Origin of the sequence: Kribbella albertanoniae (assembly GCF_004348455.1) — a bacterium.
GTDB classification, from domain to species: Bacteria; Actinomycetota; Actinomycetes; order Propionibacteriales; family Kribbellaceae; genus Kribbella; species Kribbella albertanoniae.
Map to the genome: position 1 here is coordinate 1 of NZ_SMKA01000166.1, position 20,709 is coordinate 20,709.

Annotated in this window: 21 protein-coding genes; 14 read left to right on the plus strand and 7 right to left on the minus strand. The window is 68.3% G+C overall.

Going from position 1 to position 20,709, the window contains the following annotated elements:
- The coding region (map, locus tag E1261_RS28600) for a type I methionyl aminopeptidase (RefSeq protein ID WP_132411909.1) at positions 1-754 on the minus strand (754 nt) is incomplete at its 3' end.
- A gap of 131 nt (positions 755-885) precedes the next feature.
- Here map and E1261_RS28605 point away from each other — a divergent pair.
- Both E1261_RS28605 and E1261_RS28610 read left to right on the plus strand, forming a co-directional pair.
- Positions 886-2,052 carry a CapA family protein gene (locus E1261_RS28605; protein WP_132411911.1) on the plus strand — a complete coding sequence of 389 codons (1,167 nt, stop codon included), beginning with the start codon at positions 886-888 and terminating at the stop codon, positions 2,050-2,052.
- 61 nt (positions 2,053-2,113) lie between these two features.
- A complete protein-coding gene (locus E1261_RS28610) occupies positions 2,114-2,656 on the plus strand; it encodes an rRNA adenine N-6-methyltransferase family protein (RefSeq protein ID WP_132411913.1) in 543 nt (180 codons plus the stop codon).
- 41 nt (positions 2,657-2,697) lie between these two features.
- Here the strand turns inward: E1261_RS28610 and E1261_RS28615 are convergent, their stop codons facing one another.
- Together E1261_RS28615 and E1261_RS28620 are read right to left on the minus strand one after the other, a co-directional pair.
- Entirely contained in the window at positions 2,698-4,443 is a 1,746-nt protein-coding gene (locus E1261_RS28615) for an ABC transporter ATP-binding protein (protein ID WP_132411915.1), read from the minus strand.
- The gene (locus E1261_RS28620) at positions 4,440-6,188 is read right to left on the minus strand and encodes an ABC transporter ATP-binding protein (protein WP_132411917.1); all 1,749 of its coding nucleotides are present in this window, start codon (positions 6,186-6,188) and stop codon (positions 4,440-4,442) included. Before E1261_RS28620 ends, E1261_RS28615 begins: the two co-directional genes overlap by 4 nt.
- A 79-nt stretch (positions 6,189-6,267) precedes the next feature.
- Between E1261_RS28620 and E1261_RS28625 the strand changes: the two genes are divergently transcribed.
- The gene (locus E1261_RS28625) at positions 6,268-6,897 is read left to right on the plus strand and encodes a lysoplasmalogenase (RefSeq protein WP_165952693.1); all 630 of its coding nucleotides are present in this window, start codon (positions 6,268-6,270) and stop codon (positions 6,895-6,897) included.
- Here E1261_RS28625 and E1261_RS28630 read toward each other — a convergent pair.
- Positions 6,832-7,980, minus strand: a complete 1,149-nt coding sequence (locus E1261_RS28630; protein ID WP_238176489.1) for a DUF418 domain-containing protein — start codon at positions 7,978-7,980, stop codon at positions 6,832-6,834. The two genes, E1261_RS28625 and E1261_RS28630, sit on opposite strands and share 66 nt — an antisense overlap.
- Before the next feature lie 96 nt (positions 7,981-8,076).
- On the opposite strand from E1261_RS28630, the gene E1261_RS28635 reads away from it, so the two are divergent.
- Positions 8,077-9,042, plus strand: coding sequence for a glycerophosphodiester phosphodiesterase family protein (locus tag E1261_RS28635; RefSeq protein WP_132411923.1), 966 nt, complete (start codon positions 8,077-8,079; stop codon positions 9,040-9,042).
- Here E1261_RS28635 and E1261_RS28640 read toward each other — a convergent pair.
- Complete coding sequence (locus E1261_RS28640) at positions 9,039-10,295, minus strand: M48 family metallopeptidase (RefSeq protein ID WP_132411925.1); 1,257 nt, start codon at positions 10,293-10,295, stop codon at positions 9,039-9,041. The two genes, E1261_RS28635 and E1261_RS28640, sit on opposite strands and share 4 nt — an antisense overlap.
- Positions 10,296-10,319: 24 nt before the next feature.
- Entirely contained in the window at positions 10,320-10,652 is a 333-nt protein-coding gene (locus E1261_RS28645) for a PspC domain-containing protein (RefSeq protein WP_132411927.1), read from the minus strand.
- Between the two features lie 166 nt (positions 10,653-10,818).
- Here E1261_RS28645 and E1261_RS28650 point away from each other — a divergent pair, with 166 nt between their 5' ends.
- The 6 genes from E1261_RS28650 (at position 10,819) to groL (ending at position 15,828) form a co-directional block, all read left to right on the plus strand.
- Positions 10,819-11,310 (plus strand): SigE family RNA polymerase sigma factor, encoded by a 492-nt coding sequence (locus tag E1261_RS28650; protein ID WP_132411929.1) that lies wholly within the window; start codon positions 10,819-10,821, stop codon positions 11,308-11,310.
- Entirely contained in the window at positions 11,307-12,158 is an 852-nt protein-coding gene (locus tag E1261_RS28655) for a PASTA domain-containing protein (protein WP_132411931.1), read from the plus strand. Before E1261_RS28650 ends, E1261_RS28655 begins: the two co-directional genes overlap by 4 nt.
- Positions 12,159-12,191: 33 nt before the next feature.
- A complete protein-coding gene (locus tag E1261_RS28660) occupies positions 12,192-12,527 on the plus strand; it encodes an MmcQ/YjbR family DNA-binding protein (RefSeq protein WP_132411933.1) in 336 nt (111 codons plus the stop codon).
- Between the two features lie 13 nt (positions 12,528-12,540).
- A complete protein-coding gene (locus E1261_RS28665; protein WP_132411935.1) occupies positions 12,541-12,840 on the plus strand; it encodes a hypothetical protein in 300 nt (99 codons plus the stop codon).
- The gene (locus tag E1261_RS28670) at positions 12,837-13,967 is read left to right on the plus strand and encodes a zeta toxin family protein (RefSeq protein WP_132411937.1); all 1,131 of its coding nucleotides are present in this window, start codon (positions 12,837-12,839) and stop codon (positions 13,965-13,967) included. Before E1261_RS28665 ends, E1261_RS28670 begins: the two co-directional genes overlap by 4 nt.
- Positions 13,968-14,202: 235 nt before the next feature.
- A complete protein-coding gene (gene groL / locus E1261_RS28675; protein WP_132411939.1) occupies positions 14,203-15,828 on the plus strand; it encodes a chaperonin GroEL in 1,626 nt (541 codons plus the stop codon).
- Positions 15,829-15,887: 59 nt separating this feature from the next.
- Here groL and E1261_RS28680 read toward each other — a convergent pair whose 3' ends face one another.
- On the minus strand, positions 15,888-16,247 hold the full coding sequence (locus tag E1261_RS28680; RefSeq protein WP_132411941.1) for a guanyl-specific ribonuclease: 360 nt from the start codon (positions 16,245-16,247) through the stop codon (positions 15,888-15,890).
- 231 nt (positions 16,248-16,478) lie between these two features.
- Here E1261_RS28680 and E1261_RS28685 point away from each other — a divergent pair, with 231 nt between their 5' ends.
- The 4 genes from E1261_RS28685 to E1261_RS28700 are packed head-to-tail and all read left to right on the plus strand — an operon-like array spanning position 16,479 to position 20,590.
- A complete protein-coding gene (locus tag E1261_RS28685; RefSeq protein ID WP_132411943.1) occupies positions 16,479-17,417 on the plus strand; it encodes a GNAT family N-acetyltransferase in 939 nt (312 codons plus the stop codon).
- Positions 17,418-17,455: 38 nt separating this feature from the next.
- Positions 17,456-17,902, plus strand: coding sequence for a hypothetical protein (locus E1261_RS28690; RefSeq protein ID WP_132411945.1), 447 nt, complete (start codon positions 17,456-17,458; stop codon positions 17,900-17,902).
- A gap of 42 nt (positions 17,903-17,944) precedes the next feature.
- The gene (locus E1261_RS28695; protein ID WP_132411947.1) at positions 17,945-18,691 is read left to right on the plus strand and encodes an SDR family oxidoreductase; all 747 of its coding nucleotides are present in this window, start codon (positions 17,945-17,947) and stop codon (positions 18,689-18,691) included.
- Positions 18,692-18,718: 27 nt separating this feature from the next.
- Positions 18,719-20,590, plus strand: coding sequence for a S9 family peptidase (locus E1261_RS28700; RefSeq protein ID WP_132411949.1), 1,872 nt, complete (start codon positions 18,719-18,721; stop codon positions 20,588-20,590).
- Positions 20,591-20,709 lie beyond the last annotated feature (119 nt).

Consider the following 20,709-nt stretch of genomic DNA (forward strand, 5'->3'; position numbering starts at 1 on the left):
GGATTTGGGGGCCGGTGGGGGTGATGGCGATGGTGTGTTCGGCGTGGGCGCCTCGGGTGCCGTCGGCGGAGCGGAGGGTCCAGCCGTCGGGGTCGATGATGTAGGCGTTGCCGGGGCCGGACCAGAACCAGGGTTCGATCGCGAACGTGTGCCCGACCTGGAGTTTGAAGCCGCGGCCGGGGCGGCCGCCATTCGGGACGTGGGGTTCCTCGTGCATGCGGCGGCCGATGCCGTGGCCACCGAAGTCGAGGTTGGTGCCGATGCCGGCCTCCTTGCCGATCCGGCCGATCGCGGCACCGACGTCACCGAGCCGACTGCCTGGGACGGCGGCTGCGATACCGGCCGCCAAGGCGCGCTCGGTGATCTCGATGAGTTCTAGGTCCTCCGGTCGTGGCGTACCGACGCAGAAACTGGTTGCCGCGTCCCCGCACCAGCCATCGACCGAGGCGCCGCAGTCGACGTTCAGTAGGTCACCGTCGGCGAGCTTGAGGTTCGATGGAAGTCCGTGCAGGACGGCGTCGTTGACCGACGTACAGATCACGCCTGAGAACGGGCTGGTCGCGAACCCGGGCTGATAGCCATCGAACAGGGACACGGCACCGGCCGCGCGGAGCACGTCTCGCGCCACCTCGTCGAGCTCGCGCAGCGTGACCCCGACCGCAGCCTCCTTCTTCACCGCGGCCAGTGCGCTGCCGACGACCCGTCCGGCTGCACGCATCGCCTCGATCTCCGCCGGTGTCTTCAGCTCAACCATCGCCTACGTCCTCGCTCCGTGATCTCTTGGCTGCAAACGGTACCCGCAAGGACACGATCGGGTTACCGGGCGAACTCAAGTGCGCGGGACGCCGTCCGTTGAGTGATGGACACCGAACCTTGGGGGCTGTGATGGCGGTACGACGGCGTGCGGTGCTGGGCGCACTGCTGGCCGGCGCGGGGGCGAGCGTTGTCGGCGGTTGTGCCGATGTCGGGCTGAGTTCGCCCAGCAAGCCATCGGATGCTGGATCGATCGGTCCGCCGACCACGACCGAAGATTCCGGTTCCCGCCCGGACCGGATCTCGATTGTTTCCACCGGCGACGTTCTCCTGCACGAACGGTTGTGGACAACAGCCCGCCGTGACGGCCGTGGCGGCGCATGGGACTTCGCGCCGTTGCTGGCCGGCGTGAAACCGCATGTGCAGCAAGCCGATCTCGCGATCGCGCACCTCGAGACGCCGCTGGCTCCGATGGGTGGCCCCTACAAGGGCTACCCGTTGTTCCTCGGCCCACCGCAGATCGCCACCGCCCTGAAGCAAACCGGCTACGACCTCTGCACGACGGCCAGCAACCACAGCTTCGACGGCGGCGCGGCCGGTGTCGACCGGACGCTGAACACCTTGGAGAAGGCCGGTCTCCGCACAGCGGGCATGGCGCGGAGCCGTAAGGAAGCCGAGACTCCGACGATCATCGAGGTCCGCGGCGTGAAGATCGCGTCGCTCTCGTACACCTTCGGTTTCAACGGCCTGCCGTACCCGAGCGGTCAGACCTGGCGCGCCGGCAAGCTCGACGCCGCCGCGATCAGCCGGATGGCGAAGGAGGCTCGGGATCGTGGAGCCGAGATCGTAGTGGTGAGCTGCCACTGGGGGACTGAGTACTCGGCGAAGATCAACGACCAGCAGCGTGAACTCGCACCACAATTACTTGCCGATAGCAACATTGACCTGATCATCGGGCATCACGCACATGTCGTCCAGCCGATGGAGCAGCACAACGGCAAGTGGGTCGCGTACGGGCTCGGCAATCTGGTCGCGGCTCATCGCCAGCCGAACAGCACCCGGGCGGAGGGCCTGCTGGCCCGCTTCAGTTTCAAGCGAGACGGCGACAAGTGGACCACCGAGCAGGCCGGGTATGCGCCGCTGCTGATGACCGACACGTTGCCGGTCCGAGTTCTCGACGTACGGCGGGAGCTTGCGAAGCCGGGCCTGGTTGCCGCGAAGCGTGCCCGGCTGGAACTCGCGCGGCGGCGGACCGACCAGACCGTGCTGTCGCTGGGAGCAACTCCAAAAATACTTTGAGCACAACGAGTACAGCGGTCTAGGGTCGACCGCATGACTACGTACTTTGTGATGGTCCGTCGTGCCCGGCTCCGGGCAGGCGCGGGGTGCCTGGGGATGGCATCCGCTCGATAGCCGGTGGGCTCAACGAGTAGTGGATGCTGCCGGGGTTACCCCTGGCGAGCTGATCCTCGACGTCGGAGCCGGACTCGGTGCACTGACCGGACCGCTGGTTCGGGCCGGTGCCCGGGTGATCGCGGTCGAACTGCATCCGGGGCGTGCCGATCGGCTGCGCCGGCGGTTCGCGGACGAGCCGGTCACAGTGGTTCGTGCCGATGCCGGTGACCTGCGGTTGCCGTCCCGGCCGTTCCGGGTGGTGTCGAGTCCGCCGTACACGCTGTCGACCGCGTTGCTGAAGCGCTTGCTGGCACCGGGTTCTCGGTTGGTGTCGGCGGATCTGGTGCTGCAGCGGCAGGTGGTGAACCGCTATGTCCGCGGCGAGGCACCGGGCGCACAGCGCTGGTTCCGGCACTACGAGCCGTCTCTCGGGCTTCGCCTTCCCCGTAAGGCCTTTACCCCTCCTCCACATGTCGACTCCGCAGTCCTAGTACTGCGCAAACGCTGAAAGGGCAGTGGCCCCGCACGGTCAGAGGTGACTGTGCGGGGCTACTGCGTATCAGCCGTGCCAGGCTTCCACAGCTTGGCGTAGGAACCCTGACGCTCGACCAGCTCGTCGTGGCTGCCGAGCTCGGTGATCCGGCCGTCCTCCACGACGGCGACCCGGTCGGCGTCGTGAGCGGTGTAGAGCCGGTGGGCGATGGCAATCACGGTGCGGCCCTCAAGGACTGCGGCCAGCGAGCGCTCCATGTGCCGGGCTGCACGCGGGTCGATCAGCGAGGTCGCCTCGTCCAGGACCAGCGTGTGCGGGTCGGCCAGCACCAGGCGGGCCAGCGCCAATTGCTGTGCCTGGGCAGGCGTCAGTGCGAGCTGACCGGACCCGACGCGGGTGTCGAGTCCCTCCGGCAACGCCTCGGCCCACTCACGCGCGTCGACTGCCGCAAGCGCGTCGTACAGCTCGGTGTCAGTTGCTGCCGGGCGCGCCATCGACAGGTTGTCGCGCAACGTGCCGACGAAGACGTGGTGCTCCTGTGTCACCAGTGCGACCTGTCTGCGTAGCTCATCCAGCGGTAGCTCGGTCATCCCGACACCGCCGACCGTGACAGAGCCAGTGCGTGGCGGATGGATCCCGGCGACCAGCCGGCCCAGTGTGGACTTCCCTGCGCCGGACGGACCGACCATGGCGATCCGCTCACCCGGCTGCACTGTCAGCTCCACACCGTGCAGCACATCGCGGCCGTCGACGTACGAGAACCGCACGTCCTTCGCCTCGACCAGTTCGCCGTCCGGAGTGCGGCCAGACGCCGTCCGGTCGTCCGGTACGTCGCTGATGCCGAGCAGGCGGGCGAATGCGGCCCCACCGGACTGCAGCTCGTCGATCCAGGAGAGCAGCCGGTCGACGGGGTCGATCAGCTGGTTCGCGTACAGCACGCCGGCCGTCACCGCGCCGAGGGTGACCTGGCCGTTGATGTGCAGCCAGCCACCGAACAGCAGGGTGCCGACGATCGGCACGAGATACCCGACCTCGACGGCCGGGAACCAGATGGTGCGCAACCGCAGTGTGTACCGCTCGGCGTTGTACGAGCCGCGGGCGTCATCATCACCGCGGCGGACGCGGTCGTCGTACCGCCGCAGGGCCTCGACTGTGCGCGCACCCTCGACCGTCTCGGCGAGCGAGCTGGTCATCTGGGCGTACGCCGCGTTCTCCCGCAGGTAGCCGTCCTTGGCGCGCCGCAGGTACCACCTGGTGCTCAGCCAGAGCACCGGCACCATGGCGAGCAGTGGGACCAGGACCCAGACGCCGACGAGCAGCGTGGCCGTCAGGGAGAACAGCACGGTGACGAACGCGATGATCGTCTCCGGTACGGCGAAGCGCACAGTCCGGGACAGCGTGTCGACGTCCCGCGAGGTGCGTGACAGCAGATCCCCGGTGCCGGCCCGCTCGACCGTGCCGATCGGCAGCGCCAGAGCGTTGTCGACGAAGTCCTCGCGGAGCTCGGCCAGCACCTGCTCGCCGAGCGCGAACGACCGGTAGCGGGCCCAGCGTGTGAGCAGCGACTGCACGACGACGAACCCAGCGATCAGCCCGATCACCAGGTTGACCTTGGCCGCGGTTGTCCCGTTCTGGACGTCTTGGACCAGGTCACCGATCAGCCGGGGCGCAGCGAGCCCGGAGACTGCGGCGAGGGCATGCAGCCCGAGCGCGATCAGCAGCGCCCGCGGATGCTGCAGGGCGATCCGGCGGGCGTGCCGACGGATCTCGGCGCCGTCCGCCACTGGCAGGATCTGCCTCATCGGTGCGCCCCTTCTGCCAGCGTCTCTTGGTCGATCTGCTCTTGCTCGGTCTGCCGGGTGACCGTCCGGCGGTACTGCGGCTCGCGCGCGAGCAGGTCACGATGCTTGCCCGCAGCAACCACTCGGCCATCGGCGACGAAGATGACCTCGTCGACCCGGTCCAGCAGCAGCGGGCTCGCAGTCAGTACGACGGTGCTGCGGCCGGCTCGGTGTTCGCGCAACCGGTCGGCGATCCGCGCCTCGGTGTGCGCGTCGACGGCCGAGGTGGGCTCGGCCAGCACCAGCACCGCAGGGTCGGCCAGCAGCGCGCGGACCAGCACCAGCCGCTGCCGCTGACCACCTGAGAACGATCTGCCCTTCTCCTCGACCTCGGAGTCGAGCCCGTCCGCCAGGGCAACCAAGACGTCCTCAGCCGAAGCAGTCCGGATCGCTGCGAGCAGCTCCTCCTCGGTACGGCGGCCTGATGGGTCCAGCTCGGTGCGCAGGATGCCGGTGAACAGCTGGGAGCCGGCGTCGCTGACCAGGATCCGCTGCCGGATGTCGGCCCGAGTCGCGCTGGCCAGCGTCACTCCGCCGAACCGGACCTCGCTGTCGACGTCATACCGCCCCAGGCGATCGGCGAGCACGCCGTACACGTCGGGCTCGGCCGCGACGATCGCGGTCAGCAGACCGTCCCGTGCCCGCACTCCTGAGACCGGGTCGACCAGGTCGCCCCGCTCGGGGAGGCGCACGGCGTTGGCCGGATCGGTGATCTCGGGGCGCAGCGAGATGACTCGGATCACCCGGGCCCCTGCGACCAGCCCACGCATCAGTTGGTTGACGAACTCGGTCACGGTCCGCAGCGGCAGCACCAGGAACGTCGCATAGCCGTAGAACGCGACCAGCGATCCGGCGCTGAGGTCACCGCGCAACGCGAAGTGGGCGCCGATGCCGACCACCAGCACCACGAAGATGCCCGGCAGCAGCACCTGCGCCGCATCCAGCACGGACTGGATCCGGGCCACCCGCACACCGGCGTGGCGGACCTCCTGCGACTCGCGACGGTACCGCTGCGAGAAGGAGTCCTCGCCACCGATCCCGCGCAGCACCCGCAGCCCGGCCACGATGTCCGAACCCAGTGAGTTCAGCTCGCCGACCGCCTCGCGCTGAGCGGACTGCCGCCGGTGCAACGGCCGCAGCATCGGGCCGAGGCAGAACAACATCACCGGCACGCCGATCAGCACGACCAGGCCGAGCGTGGTCGAGGTCGAGAGCAGGATCGTCGCGACCACGGCGAACGCCACGATCGCACCGGCGAACCGGGCCGCGATCTCCATCAAGGTCCCGATCGAGGCCAGGTCGCTGGCGCCGACGCTGACCACCTCGCCGGTGGCCAGGTGCTTGGGCAACGTCGCCCCGAGGTCGGCCGACTTCCGGGTGATCACCTGGACCGTCCGGTACGCCGCCATCAGCCAGTTCGTCACCGCGAACCGGTGCCGCATGATCCCGGCCAGCGCCTGCAGCACGCCGATCGCGGCCAGCGCCGCGGTCCACTGCAGCAGCTTGTCCCAGTCCTTGGCCGCGACCCCCTCGTCGATCGCCTTGCCCAGGACCGCCGGGATGAACGCCTGGGACGCCATCCAGAGGATCCCGAACGACATCCCGCCCGCGAGCGTGCGGGCCTGCCCGCGGGCGACCCACAGCAGGTAGCGGGCCGGCGAGCGGTCATCGGGGATGCCGGGATCGGCAAGAGGGAGGTTTCGCATGGTTCCTTCAGGCTAGGCGCGCCCACCGACAACCCGCATGCCAATTAAAATCGGCCCTCTGGCAAGGCACCATCAACGCATGAAGCGAGATTCTGGCTGGCTCGGCGCGTACGGCGTGATCGCGGTCGTGCACCTGGTCACGATCGCGATTGGCGAGCCGTGGTCGGAGGCGATCACCAAGGTGCTGCTGATGCCGGCTCTGGCCATCTGGGTGTGGTTGCGTGGCGGTCCGGTCACGCTGCTCATCGCGCTGGCCGCGTCCCTGGTCGGCGACTTCCTGCTGCAGATCGACCACCTGGTGCCGGGCATGGCCGCGTTCGGCGTCGCGCATGTCTGTTACGTGCTGCTGTTCAGCCAGCGAACGACACAGCGGTCGCTGGTGGTGGTTGCGGGGTACGGCGTGCTCTGGGTCGGCGTGCTGGCGCTGCTCTGGCCCGATCTGGGTGACGTGCGGATCCAGGTGGCGGCGTACTCGCTGTTGCTGATCGCTACCGCGGTGACGAGCGCCTGGAACGGCTGGCGGTCCGGAGTGGGCGGTGCGGTGTTTCTGCTCTCCGATGCGCTCATCGGGCTGGAGCTGGCCGGGTATGACTTCGGTGCGCGGCCGTATCTGGTGATGGCGACGTACTGCGCGGCGCAGTACCTACTGGCGAGCAGTCTGGTCGCGGTAGGTCAGCCGGCGGAGCAGGACCTCGAACGGGCCGCGTAGGCCCCGGCGGCGCATCAGGTCGGCCAGGAAGACAGTGAAGGCCCAGGTAGCGGCGGCGAGGATGACCGACTGCCACAGCGTCATCGATCCGCCGAGGTCGAGCAGGAACGGCGCGAACAGAACAGTCCAGACGACGGACTGCGTGAGGTAGCAGGTCAGCGAGCGCTGGCCGGTCGCCTGGATTGCGGTGATCACGGGAGTACGTCGTACTCGAAGTGACCAGAGTGCGATCAGAGCTGCGTACGCCGGACCCCCGGCGAAGCCGGTGAGCGCGTGCAGCCCGGCCACCGGGATGACGTTGGCGTCGGTAGCCGGCAGCAGCCCTGACGTGTAGAGGGCGAGCGGGATGCCGCCGAGGAACGACAGCGGTACGCCGATGGCCACCATCCGGCGCAGTGTCTGCCGGTGCTGCTCCGGGTGCTCGTACAGACCGCGCCGCGCAGCCCAGATGCCGAAGAGGACCGCACCAGCCGCCGTGACCGCCAGCACCGGGGCGCTGATCCCGATGGCGAACGCCCGGCCGGCCATGCCCAGCAGCGGGTTGTGGTCCAGTGCCCAGGGGTACATCTCAGCGGCCGAGTCCGGTGGGTTCGGAGTGGACAGGAAGGCGAAGGCCCAGGACCCGAACAGCGCCAGGACCGCGGCCGACACCAGCAGCCGCGGATCACTCCACCGGATCGCCGAGACGAGCACGAGCGCTATGAGGCCGTAGGCGGTCAGGATGTCGCCGTAGTAGAGCAGCACAGCGTGCAGGAGGCCGAGCAGCACCAGCCACAGTGCGCGGCGACGGAGTAGCTTGCGGGTGCTCTTCCACTCGCCGGTCTGACGCCGGGCGATCTGCACCATGCCGTATCCGAACAGGGCGGCGAACATCGTGTACGAGCGTCCGTCGACCAGGGTGGTCTCCAGGAACGCCACGATCCGGTCCGGCAGCGCAGCCGGGATCGGCATCGCCCGGATGTCTCCGACGCCGGGTGGGTGCAGGAAACCATGAATGTTGGCCAGTGCGATGAACAGCAACAGCAGTCCGCGGGCCAGGTCGGGCCCCAGCGCACGGTCCTTGACTGCTGTCGGACCGGTCATGACGGAGAGCATAGGCCGTGGTTCGGTTCGGTGACCTTCACCTTGCGTTGGGCAACGAGTTCCCGGTCAGCCATGTGCGCCACCTGTCCTGGAACCATGCTGGTGATCGCGCATCGGGGAGCGAGTGGGTACCGTCCGGAACACACGCCGGCGGCGTACCGCCTGGCTGCGGCCCAGGGGGCCGACTACCTGGAACCGGACCTGGTCGCCACGCTGGACGGCGTCCTGGTCTGCCGCCACGAGAACGAGATCTCCGGTACGACGGACGTCGGGGAGCACCCGGTCTTCGCCGACCGGCGGATCACCAAGATCGTCGACGGTGAGGCGGTCACCGGCTGGTTCGCCGAGGACTTCACCTACGCCGAACTGCGGATGCTGCGGGCCCGCGAGCGGATGCCTGGGCTCCGGTCGGCCAACACGGCCTACGACTGCACCGAGGAGATCCCCACGTTCGACGACGTGGTCGCACTGGCCCGGCAGGAGTCACTGCGGCTCGGGCGGACCATCGGGGTGATCCCCGAGATCAAGCACCCGACCTACTTCCGGCGGCTCGGTCTGCCGCTGGAGGAGCTGCTCACCGAGCGCATCCTCGCTCTGGGCCTGCGCTCCGACGAGATCATGATCCAGTCCTTCGAGCCGACCAGTCTGCGCCGCCTGGCCGTCATGACCCGGGTGCCGCTCGTCCAGCTCGTCGACTCCGAGAGTTCGCCGTACGACTTCCTCCGGGTCGGCGACGGCCGCACCTTCACCGACCTGCTCGACCCGGCCGGCCTGCGCGAGATCTCGACGTACGCGCAGATCCTGGCCCCTCACAAGGACCTGCTCATCCCACGCACTCCCACCGGCGCCCTGGGCGAACCCACTCGCCTCGTGGACCAGGCGCACCGCGCCGGCCTCGGAGTCCAAGCCTGGACATTCCGCGCCGAACGCCGCTTCCTGCCCACCAACACCGACTTCCGCACCGAACTGTCCCGCTTCGCGTCCCTCGGCCTCCAGGGCATCTTCGCCGACCACCCCGACATCGCAGCAGCCACTCTGAAGGCCGCCTCGCTGTCCAGCTAGAGCTCGGCCTTCACCTCGAGCAGCACCTGCTCCGCAGGCTCCATCAGCTCCCGGTCGATGGCGCGTGCCTGGTCAGTGCCGAGGACGACACGTGCTGAGGTCGCCGGGCGGGTCCGAAGCAGCTTGGTCCGCAGATGGGTCGGCGGATGCGTGGCGTCGGTGCGAGTCCCGTGTACCCGGCTCACTCGCAGCCGTCGCTCGATCTCTCGGGCAGGCACCTCGGTCACAGCGCGCCGTACGGCCTCCAGCGGCGCCAGCTCGCCCGGGAACCGCAGCGCTCGGAGCATCGCGTCGTACGAGGTGTCAGCCAGCAGCGTGCGCTCCAACGCGTGTGCAGCGGCTTCAGAGCCGGCGACCTCACCTGCGCGGCGATCGGCGAGATATTCGTTGCGCTGGCCACTACGCAGCTCAAGGCGGTTGAGTACGGCGCTCAGGCCACGCACAACCGCGCCAACTGTTGCGTTGACCATCCGGCTGAAGAGGGTCCCGCCGCTGAGCTCCTCGGCACCCCACTCGCGGCGTGCCTCATCAAGAGGGCTCTCACTGAAGGTCTCATGCAGTCCGTCAAGGACGCTGTGCGCGTTGCCGATCAGCCAGCCGCTTCGCGCGTCGCCGTGGCGGCCATGGCCGAACTCGTGGGCCAGGATGGCCACCCGCTCTTGGGGGTGTAGCCCGATCCAGAGCGGCAGACCGATACCGATGACCGGTCGGAAGCGCCAGCCCACCTGGGAGTACCAGATGTTGGCCTCGTCGGTGACTGCGACGGCCGTAGCGGGCCGGGCGCCGACGGCGGCGGCGACCTCGTCCAGTACGGCGAACAGGGCGGGCGCCTGCTCGCGGTGGAGGAGCTGGTGGTCGTCCAGCTGGGCGGCTCGGGGCCGGAAGACGAAGGCGGTGGTCAGAGCGAGCAGCGCCAGGATGATGCTGAACCACAAGGGCCGGTAGAAGACCAAGAGTGCAATGCCGGTCAGGAACGCAGTGAGCGGCAGCAGGAGGATCAGTACGGAGAGCAGGTTGGCGGCGATCCGCGCAGCGTCCCAGCCGGTGCGCTGGATCGCGCCTTGCTCGAGTTCGCGGTAGAGCGAGTCGACCAGCCGTTGCTCGACTCTGAGCCGCCAGGCGGGGGTCAGGTCGAGCAACGGCGTCGGATCGACGTTCCAGTCGCATTTCTCGCACCAGGTCACGTAGCGCCGGTCGACACGGATCTGATGTCCGCACTCGGGGCACCTGGTGATCTCTTGAGCACTCTGCACAAGGCAGAGTGTGACAGGACGAGGTCAGGCAGCCGGAGGCTTGGGGGCGTCGTCGTAGATGCGGGAGGCGATGTCGGCCTCGGGGGTCTGGGTCTGGTGGTTGGCGGAGTGCTGGACGTTCTGCCAGGCGGCCTTGCCGTCGGACTCGGGCATCACGATCCAGGCGATGGCGTAGCCGAGGATGGCGGTGCCGCCGGTGATGATGGTGAGGCCGACGATGCCGAGGCGGACCAGGGTGACGTCGATGTTCAGGTACTCGGCGAGACCGCCGGAGACACCGGACAGCATCCGCTGGGAGCTGGAGCGACGCAGGGTCTTGCCGGACAGGTTCGAGAACGGTGCGTTGGAGTTCGTCATGGCTCTACTCTCCCGTCTGGAGACCCTCCACCACATCAGGATCGGTACCGAGTGGCCCCTGAGCCGACCCCGGGGACCCTGGTCGGACACCCTGACTACTTTCGTGGAACCTGACGGGTGGCCCAGGCTGTCTTTACGGTGAGGGACGCCGACTGAGGGGTACGGAATGGACGACTTCACCGAGTACGTGGCGGCGCGCTGGCAGGTGCTGGTGCGGTCCGCGGTGCTGCTGGGGTGCTCGCATCCCGAGGCCGAGGACCTGGTCCAGACAGTGCTGGAGCGGTGCCTGGTGAAGTGGAAGCGGGTCAGCGCGGTGGACGACCGGGACGCCTACGTGCACCGGATGCTGGTCAACAGCTTCCTGTCGGCCCGGAGACGCCGCTGGACCGGCGAGAAGCCATCGGCTGCTCTGCCGGAGCAGGCCGACCCGGACCGGACCGCAGGTGTCGACGACGCCGACCTGATGACGCGTGCCCTCGAACGGCTGCCGACTGATCAACGGACAGCCGTTGTACTGCGCTACTACGCACACCTGACCGAACAACAGATGGCCTCCGTGCTCGGCGTCGCCGCCGGCACTGTGAAGAGCCGCCTGTCCCGGGCCGTCAAAGCACTGGCCCAGGACCCGCATCTGGCAGAACTGCGAGAGATCCTATGAACGAATCGAAACTGTCCGAGCTCCTCGAACAAGCCGGTGAGCGGACCCCCGTCAGCCCGCCCCCGATCGACGCCATGCGCTCCGGCGCCACCCGCCGCCGACGCCGTCGTACCGCAGTCTGGTCCGCAGCCGGTACGGCGCTCGCCGTGGCCGCTGTCATCGGCGCCTCCACCATGCTGACCAACAACGGCACCAGTCCGCTCGAGCAGCCACCAGTGGCCGCTGCGACGCCGACTGCGGTCGTCCCGGAAGGTCTACGTCTGGTTGGCGTAGGGCACACCGCGATTGCGGTGCCGAAGGACTGGCCGCCCAACCAGCTGAAGTGCGGTTCTCCGTCGAAGGACACCGTCATCGTGGACCCCGGGCCACAGCCCGCCTGCTTCACTCCGCTGCCGGACGGCGTCGAGAGCGTGCAGATCGACTCCAAGCCGGCGTTCGAGTTCAAGGCCGAGCAGACCTTCGAACTGCACGGCGTGCAGGCTCAACGGCAGCGGACGGTCTGCAAGACGCGCGAGACGGGGAACCCGGTCTGTGCCGGGGCCGTGCTGATCCCCTCCCGGAACGTATGGATCCGGGCGGAGTCGTCGACCAGTGCCGCCGAGGTCGACAAACTGCTCGGGCAGATCTGGTTCGTGCAGGACGCGATCGGCGTACCGGGCTTCCGCTCGCTCGATCCGGAGACCTCGACCGACAAGTACTTGGCAGTGCTCCGGAGCGCCGGGTTCAAGGGGAAGGTAGTGACAAAGGCCGACCCAGGTATGCCCAAGGGGTCGCTGCTGGCCGTGTCGCCGGCGCCCGGCACGATGCTGCCGAACGGCTCGCCGGTGACGGTGACGGTTGCCCGCTGAGAACTGTCGGTGGTGCTGCTTAGCGTTGGTGGCATGGATGCGCAGGTGGTGCTGAAGCTGGTGCGGGGGCTGCCCGGGGCCGAGGAACACGAGGGCTGGGCCGGGCAGCCCGCGTTCAAGGTGCGCAAGAAGGGTTTCGCGTACCTGTCCGAGGACGAGACCCGGCTGATCGTGAAGGCCTTCCGCGAAGAGCAGGAGGCCCTCATCGCTGAGAGCCCAGAGGTCTACTCACCGTCCTGGGAGAGTGGCCGGTTCGCGTGGCTGGACGTGACACTGGCCGTCGCCGACGAGGACGAGGTAGGCGAGCTACTCACCGAGGCCTGGCGGTTGACTGCCCCGAAATACCTGATCGCCCAGCTAGACCACTGAATATGATGGGCTGGTGGCTACTGGGGAGCATCTGACCGACGCATTGACGGGCCGGCACGTCGGACCGCTGTCGCACGACGAGCGGCACGAGTTGGAGCGGGTGAAGGGCTACCTGCAGTCGCTCGGCTCCTGCTACCGCGAGCTGAGCGAGCGACAGGCCGACGTACAGCGCCGGGACGCGCTTCGCGCGGAGGCGCATCGGTGTGACGACGCGGTGCAGCGGCTGGCTGTGATGTCGCCGGCTGAGCGGCAGGACATCCTGCAGGCAGTGCCCGGTCGAGTACAGGCGCTGCGGGCGGAGCTCGACGCATGAGCGTGAGCGCAGACCTGACGCCTGAGGAGAAGCAGCGGGCGTTCGCCGACCGCCTCGCGCAGCTCACCCCACGCAACCCTCCGAATCGCGCGCCAGGCGTGCAGCCGCGCGCGATGCTGCTCGGTGGACAGCCGGCTGCCGGCAAGACGACCACCCAGCGACTCGTGCACGCCGCACTCGGCCCGGACCACGTCGCGTCGTACGACGGTGACGACAACGCGGCCGTCCACCCGCGGTACGACGCGCTGCGGCGTGAGCACGGCATCGAGGGCCACGACATGGCGAGCAAGGCCCTTAACAACGGCGACAAGTCCGAGCTCCACTGGGCGAGCATGAAGCACCTGCGCGAGGGTGAGCCGCAGTACGACGTACTGGCCAGCCATCCGCTGGCGCGGGAGGAGTGGGCCAAGCAGTGGGTGAACGGGTTCAAGGAGCAGGGCTATCGCGTGAGCGTCGCGTATGTCGCGACCAACCATGCGAACAGCACGATCGGGCTCGCGGAGCGCTATCAGAACGGCGTGGACAACGAGGGCGGCGGCCGCTGGCTCGACCCTGACCTGCACGACCAGTTCTACAACGAGATGCCCGACACTGCGCAGGCGCTCGAGTCCGAGGGACTGGTCGACGACATCTACGTCGTGGATCGCGACGGCAACGTCCTTTACGAGAACCATCGCGACGCCGACGGCAACTGGGAGCAGGAGCCGGCCGTCAAGCAGGCCATCCTCGACGAGCGCGACAGGCCACCCACGCCGGAAGCCCACGAGTACCTGACCCAGACAGCCGACCGTCTGCTCGACAACCGCGACCCGTCACTGCCACCGCTCGAGCCGAAGGTCCGTGAGGCTGTCGAGCGCGCCGTACGGCGGGAGGGCGAGCGCCCTGCTCCTGAGTCCAGCAACCGCGGCCAGGACACGTCGCAACGCATCGACACCCGCCTGGCGGCGAACCTGGCTGCACCTGCTCGCCCGGACGGCATCGATGAGGCCACCTGGAACGCGCAACGGGCCGCAACCTCCGGTCTGGTCCCAGCAGGCTCCGGTGCCGGCTCGTCAGCAGACTTGCCGAGCCGGCCCACCACAGGCGGCCAGAGCCAGCAGCGGGACACACCCGGCGCTGAGCGCTAGGACTTGGTGTGACGGGGCAGGGTCGGCTTGCACTCGCTTGGGTCGAGTGCTAATACTTGGTTAGCACTCCATGGGTGAGAGTGATAAGGCTCGCGCCCGCGGAATGAGAACGAAGACGGCCCTGATGAGGTGCCGGGAGCGGGGCGGGACATGAGCGCCACGACTCCGGTGCCGTCCGTCGCGGGCATCTGGCCGGCTGATCCACAAAGACTCGACGCGGGAGGACTCGCGGAGAATGCCCAAGCTTATTGCGTTCAATGAAGAGGCGCGCCGTGGCCTCGAGCGGGGTATGAACACCCTCGCCGATGCCGTGAAGGTGACGCTCGGCCCGAAGGGCCGCAACGTCGTCCTGGAGAAGAAGTGGGGCGCCCCCACGATCACCAACGACGGCGTCTCGATCGCCAAGGAGATCGAGCTCGAGGACCCGTACGAGAAGATCGGGGCCGAGCTCGTCAAGGAGGTCGCGAAGAAGACCGACGACGTCGCGGGTGACGGCACCACGACGGCCACCGTGCTGGCTCAGGCGCTCGTGCGCGAGGGTCTGCGCAACGTGGCCGCCGGCGCCAACCCGATGGGTCTGAAGAAGGGGATCGAGAAGGCGGTCGAGGCCATCAGCGAGCAGCTGCTGGCACTGGCCAAGCCGGTCGAGACCCGGGAGCAGATCGCGGCGACGGCGTCCATCTCGGCCGCCGACACCCAGGTCGGCTCGATCATCGCCGAGGCGATGGACAAGGTCGGCAAGGAAGGTGTCATCACCGTCGAGGAGAGCAACACCTTCGGCCTCGAGCTCGAGCTCACCGAGGGTATGCGCTTCGACAAGGGCTACATCTCGCCCTACTTCGTGACCGACACCGAGCGGATGGAAGCGGTCCTCGACGACCCCTACATCCTGATCGTGAACAGCAAGATCTCGAGCATCAAGGACCTGGTCCCGGTGCTGGAGAAGGTCATGCAGACCGGCAAGCCGCTGGCCATCATCGCCGAGGACATCGAAGGCGAAGCGCTGGCGACCCTGGTCGTCAACAAGATCAAGGGCACCTTCAAGGCCGTCGCCGTCAAGGCGCCGGGCTTCGGTGACCGCCGCAAGGCCATGCTGGTCGACATCGCGGTGCTGACCGGCGGTGAGGTCATCTCCGAGGAGGTCGGCCTCAAGCTCGACACCGTCGACCTGGAGCTGCTCGGCCAGGCCCGCAAGATCGTCGTCACCAAGGACGAGACGACCATCGTCGAGGGCGAGGGTGACGCGGACCAGATCGGTGGCCGGGTCAACCAGATCCGCGCCGAGATCGAGAAGTCCGACTCCGACTACGACCGCGAGAAGCTGCAGGAGCGGCTGGCCAAGCTGGCCGGCGGCGTTGCGGTGATCAAGGTCGGCGCGGCCACCGAGGTCGAGCTGAAGGAGCGCAAGCACCGCATCGAGGACGCCGTTCGCAACGCGAAGGCCGCCGTCGAAGAGGGCATCGTCGCCGGTGGTGGCGTCGCGCTGCTGCAGGCTTCGGTGATCGCGTTCGAGAAGCTGGAGCTCGAGGGTGACGAGGCCACCGGTGCCGCGATCGTGCGGTCCGCGGTCGAGGCCCCGCTGAAGCAGATCTCGGTGAACGCCGGCCTCGAGGGCGGCGTCGTGGTGGAGAAGGTTCGCAACCTCGAGCCGGGACACGGCCTGAACGCCGCGACCGGTGAGTACGTCGACCTGATCGCCACCGGCATCATCGACCCGGCCAAGGTGACGCGCTCGGCGCTGCAGAACGCAGCCTCGATCGCGGCCCTGTTCCTCACCACCGAGGCCGTCATCGCCGACAAGCCGGAGAAGGCTTCGGCCGCTCCGGGTGGCGCGCCCGACATGGGCGGCATGGACTTCTGATCCACTGAAGTTCAGCAAGACCAGAGCGGTCCCGGGCTTCGGCCCGGGACCGCTTTTGCTTAGGTGACCTTGCAGAACGACGCGTAGTGGTCGGCGGTGTAGTAGACGTAGGCCGGGTCGGTGACCGGTGAGCCGCCACCGACCAGGCGGCGGGCTCCGCGGTCGGAGGAGCCGGGCGTCTTGACGGTGTACTCGCGGTAGTAGCCGGTGGACTGGCTCGGCAGGATGCCTTCCCGGTTCTGGAAGACCGTGCCGTCCTGGCGGTAGGGGAACGGCCCGCCGGAATGGATGAGGTCGAGGGTGTCCGAGGCCTGCGAGGGCAGCGAACTCAGCGCGCAGGTCGGGATTGCGGCGTACGCCGTGGTGGGGGCGACTGTGGTCGCGACGGTGAGGGCGAGGGCGGTGATGAGGGTTCTCATGGCTGGGAGGCTGCCCGGCGTGGGGAACGCCCGCACATCCCAGGTATGAATAACAGTTGGACTATGACCCCAGCGGCACCTAGAGTCTGCGGCGGCGAGACCAGTTGCCCGTAGAAGAGGGCCCCAAGCGGAAGGAGCGACCGATGATCACCCTGTTTGGTATTCCGGCGCGACCTGCCCGCGATCACAGCTCGCACTGAGCGGAGCGGCGCGCCTCCTGCTGGAGGAACCGTGAGTATTCGCAACACCGTCGAGACCGACCTCGACACCATCCGCACTCTCATCGAGCAGCAGCAGACGGTCAACACCGTCACGCTCGACCGCTACAACGACTACCTCGAGACCGGCCACTACAGGCATGACTGGACCTGGGTCGTCGAGGAGAACGGCGTCATCCAGGCCCTGGCCATCTGGTGGGGCGGCAGCGACGATGCCTATCCGTACAGCATCGACGGCCTGTACTACGCCGGCGACGGCGACCCGGTCCCGACGTGGACCGAGCTGATCAAACACGGTATGGCGAGCCGGCCGGCCGACGCCGAGCCGCCGGAGTACCACTTCTTCCTCGACGGTGACTGGGAGTCCGACGCCGCCGTCGTGGCAGCGCTCGAGCCGCGGGTGAAGGCGGGCGCTGCGGCCGGCTGGACTGCAATCACCGACCGGCTGCGCTACGAGTGGCTGGCGGAATACGGGCTGCCGCCGCGATCGACCCGGCTGCACTTCGAGCCAGCCGACGACGACGCCTTCGTGGACATGTTCATGCGCGTCAGCGCAGGCAGTCTGGACGCGGCAACCGCACGCGACGTCGCCCGGCTCGGTGCCGAAGCGGCTGCCCGTGAGGAGGTCGCGCTGTACCAGACCATGCTGGTCGGTGACCGCCGATGGTGGCGCTTCGGGTACGACGCCGAGGGGAAACTGATCGGGTTCGCGATCCCGTCGAAGAACAACGGCGGACCGGTCGTCGGGTACCTCGGAGTCCTCCCGGAGCACCGCGGCCACGGGTACATCGACGATCTGCTCGCCGAGATCACCCACCTGCTGGCCGAGACCGGGGCCGAGCAGATCCGCGCCGACACCGATTTCGGCAACGTGCCGATGGCCAAGGCGTTCGAACGCGGCGGTTACCGAAACTTCGCCGTACGACGGGTCCTGTCCTTCCCGGAGGCGTGAGCCCGCCCTATGCTCCCTGACATGTCAGGGAGTGTCCGGTGCGAGATATCGCGCTGATCGTGCACGTGGGGGCCGGGATCCTGGCAGTACTGCTGGGAATCCCGGCCATTGTGATGACGCTGCGGAGACGCCGGCTGAACTGGGTCGGCGAGGTCTACCACTGGGTGATCGCCGTGGTCTGCCTGAGCGCCTTGGTGATGGTCCCCTACGACTGGAAGCGCCTGTGGTTCTTCTGGCCGGTAGCCCTCGCCACCTACCTGTTCGTCTATCTGGGCCAGCGGGCCGCCGAGTCACCCGGCGGCCTCTGGTACCGCGGAGTACTCCGCGGGTACGGCGGCGCCTGGATCGCCGTCTGGACCGCCATCGCGATCACCAGCATCCCCGATCGCCCCTGGACCTGGGCGATCCCGATCGTGGTGGGCTCGCTGCTGATCGAGTGGCTCTGCCTCCGCCCGGCCGCCGCCTGGAAAGCCGTTGATCGCTAGACTTCTACTGACACGATCGTTTCAGTAGAAGGGGGTGTCAGTATGAGCTTCTCGCTGACCGGACGGACTGCACTCGTCACGGGCTCGGTGCGCGGCCTCGGTCTGGAGATGGCCCGCGGTCTGGCCGCAGCCGGTGCCCGTGTCGTGCTCAACGGACGCGACGCGGAAGCACTGGATCAGGCGGTCGGCAGGCTCCGCGACGACGGCCGCGACGTCACCTCCGCGCCGTTCGACGTGACCGACCGGACGGCCGGCGAGAGGGTCGCCGAGCTCGGCCGGCTCGATATCCTCGTCAACAATGTCGGGCACCGCGACCGGCGAGGCTTCGACGTACTGGACCCGGCCGACCTGACCCGACTACTCGACGTCCACCTCACCTCGGCGTACGCGCTGAGCCGGCAGGTCGCCCAGCAGCTGGTACGGGCCGGCAGGCCGGGGCGGATCATCAACGTGTCATCGGTGCTGGGACAGCTCGGCCGGGTAGGCGACGTCGCCTACCCCGTCGCCAAGGCCGGACTGGACGGCCTGACCAGAGCGCTCGCCGCAGATCTCGGGCCGCACGGCATCACCGTCAACTCGGTCGCGCCCGGCACCTTCGCCACCGAGGTGAACGCCGGCCTCGCTCAGGACCCGCAGTGGTCCGAATGGCTACGGACCCGAACCGCCCTCGGCCGGTGGGGCCGCCCTGAGGAGATCGCCGGCGTCGTCGTCTTCCTCGCCGGCGACTCCGCGTCCTTCATCACCGGCCAAACCATCGCCGTAGACGGCGGCCTCACAGCCACCTTCTGATGGACTGGCCAAGAGGTACGGTCGGCCGTGGACTTCGACCGCTTCCTCGCCCTGCCACGTCCCTCCGCTCTCGCTCTCGCGCCCGACGGTTCCCGTCTGGTCGCGGCCATCGGGCAGTACGACGATGCGAGCGGCAAACTGATCAGTGCGCTCTGGGAGCTCGACCCCACCGGTGCCACCGAGCCGCAGCGCCTGACCAGATCGGCCGGTGGTGAGAGCCAGCCGGTCTTCCACGCAGATGGCTCCCTGTACTTCGTTTCTGCCCGTGACGACGAGAAGTCGGCCCTGTGGCGGCTCCCGGCCGCAGGTGAGGCCGAGCGGGTCTGTGGAGCGGATGACGTCCGCATCGGCGGCAGCACGGTGGTTATCGCGACCTCGATGCTGCCGGGGTCGAAGGACGCGGCCGACGACGAGGCACAGCGCAAGGAGCGCAAAACCAGCGGCATCCTGCACACCAGCTCACCAGTGCGCGTCTGGGGCAGTGAACTTGGACCGGACGAGACCCGTCTGCAGGTGGCGAATGGCATCGACCTCACACCCACACCCGGCAACGCCTTGATCGAGACCGAGTACGCCGCCGCCCCGGACGGCCGGACTGTGATTGCCAAGTGGTTCGTCAGCAGAGGCGATTGGCCGCTGGTGCAACTGGTGGCCATCGACACCGCGACGGGTGATCGCCGGGTGCTGGCGGAGGACCCGGAAGCCGGGTTCTACAGTCCGGTCGTCTCACCGGACAGCCGGTACGTCGTTGCCACCCGCTGGGACGACCCACAGCCAGACACCGCACCGTGGGTCACGTTGGTGCTGATCGATCTGGAGACCGGGGAGCGCCGCGACCTGGTGAACGACCCGGCAGTGTGGCCGTCCGACTCGGCCACCCCTGTCTTCACCCCGGACAGCAGTGCGCTCTACTTCGTTGCCGACGACCACGGCGACCGGCCGATCGTGCGCGTCGACCTGGAGACCGGTGTCCGGACCCGCATCACCGATGCAGGTTCCTACACAAGCATTCAAGTGGCTCCGGACGGCAGCGCGCTGTTCGCACTCCACCACGACATGGACTCACCGCATGCGCCGGTCCGCGTCGACCTAGCCACGGGCGACGTCGTACGGCTGATGCCGTCCGAGGTTGAGCTGCCCGGACGAGTCGAGCGAGTAGAGGCGACCGCGCCGGACGGTGCGACGATTCCGGGCTGGCTGCTGCTCCCGAACACGGATGGGCCGGCTCCACTGGTCCTGCGGGTACACGGCGGTCCGGACGCGTCCGCTGGTGGCTGGAACTGGCGCTGGAACCCATGGTGGCTCGTCGCGGCTGGGTACGCCGTACTGCTGCCAGACCCCGCCCTGTCGATCGGCTACGGCAAGGAGTTCATCGAACGCGGCTGGCAGGGCTGGGGCGCCACCGTGTACGACGACGTGATCGCACTGACCGATGTGGTCGAGCAGCGGCCGGATATCGACGCCACGCGGACAGCGGCGATCGGGGGCTCGTTCGGCGGCTACATGGTGAACTGGATCGCCGGGCACACCGATCGGTTCCGCTGTCTGATCAGCCACGCAGGCATCTGGCACCTGGCCGGTTTCCAGGGCACCGCCGACTACTCCGGCTACTTCGCCCGCCAGTTCGGTACCCCCGAGGACCGCCCGGAGCGCTACGCCGAGCGCTCCCCGTCCCAGTACCTCAAGAACATCACCACACCGATCCTCGTCACCCACGGCGGTCAGGACCAGCGAGTCCCGACCAGCCAGGGCAACCACCTCTTCGCCGACCTCCAACGCCGCGGCGTCGAGTCGGCCTACCTGTCCTTCCCCGACGAAGGCCACATGATCCTGAAGCCGGCCAACGCCCGCCTCTGGAACCAAACCATGATCGACTGGCTAGACCGCCACCTACGCTAGGCCTGGCCGGCCTGTTCCTCTGGTGTGGCTTTGCGGAGGACTAGGCGGGTCCAGGCGCCTACGTAGATGCGGTCGTCGGAGTTGAGTTCTTGGCGTTGGCCCGGGGGGATGGGGATTTC

Excerpts from the sequence above, each read along its gene's own strand:
- E1261_RS28605 (WP_132411911.1), top strand. The coding sequence starts at position 886 with ATGGCGGTACGACGGCGTGCGGTGCTGGGCGCACTGCTGGCCGGCGCG.
- E1261_RS28615 (WP_132411915.1), bottom strand. The coding sequence starts at position 4,443 with ATGAGGCAGATCCTGCCAGTGGCGGACGGCGCCGAGATCCGTCGGCAC.
- E1261_RS28620 (WP_132411917.1), bottom strand. The coding sequence starts at position 6,188 with ATGCGAAACCTCCCTCTTGCCGATCCCGGCATCCCCGATGACCGCTCG.
- E1261_RS28625 (WP_165952693.1), top strand. The coding sequence starts at position 6,268 with ATGAAGCGAGATTCTGGCTGGCTCGGCGCGTACGGCGTGATCGCGGTC.
- E1261_RS28630 (WP_238176489.1), bottom strand. The coding sequence starts at position 7,980 with ATGACCGGTCCGACAGCAGTCAAGGACCGTGCGCTGGGGCCCGACCTG.
- E1261_RS28635 (WP_132411923.1), top strand. The coding sequence starts at position 8,077 with ATGCTGGTGATCGCGCATCGGGGAGCGAGTGGGTACCGTCCGGAACAC.
- E1261_RS28645 (WP_132411927.1), bottom strand. The coding sequence starts at position 10,652 with ATGACGAACTCCAACGCACCGTTCTCGAACCTGTCCGGCAAGACCCTG.
- E1261_RS28650 (WP_132411929.1), top strand. The coding sequence starts at position 10,819 with ATGGACGACTTCACCGAGTACGTGGCGGCGCGCTGGCAGGTGCTGGTG.
- E1261_RS28655 (WP_132411931.1), top strand. The coding sequence starts at position 11,307 with ATGAACGAATCGAAACTGTCCGAGCTCCTCGAACAAGCCGGTGAGCGG.
- E1261_RS28660 (WP_132411933.1), top strand. The coding sequence starts at position 12,192 with ATGGATGCGCAGGTGGTGCTGAAGCTGGTGCGGGGGCTGCCCGGGGCC.
- E1261_RS28670 (WP_132411937.1), top strand. The coding sequence starts at position 12,837 with ATGAGCGTGAGCGCAGACCTGACGCCTGAGGAGAAGCAGCGGGCGTTC.
- groL (WP_132411939.1), top strand. The coding sequence starts at position 14,203 with ATGCCCAAGCTTATTGCGTTCAATGAAGAGGCGCGCCGTGGCCTCGAG.
- E1261_RS28680 (WP_132411941.1), bottom strand. The coding sequence starts at position 16,247 with ATGAGAACCCTCATCACCGCCCTCGCCCTCACCGTCGCGACCACAGTC.
- E1261_RS28695 (WP_132411947.1), top strand. The coding sequence starts at position 17,945 with ATGAGCTTCTCGCTGACCGGACGGACTGCACTCGTCACGGGCTCGGTG.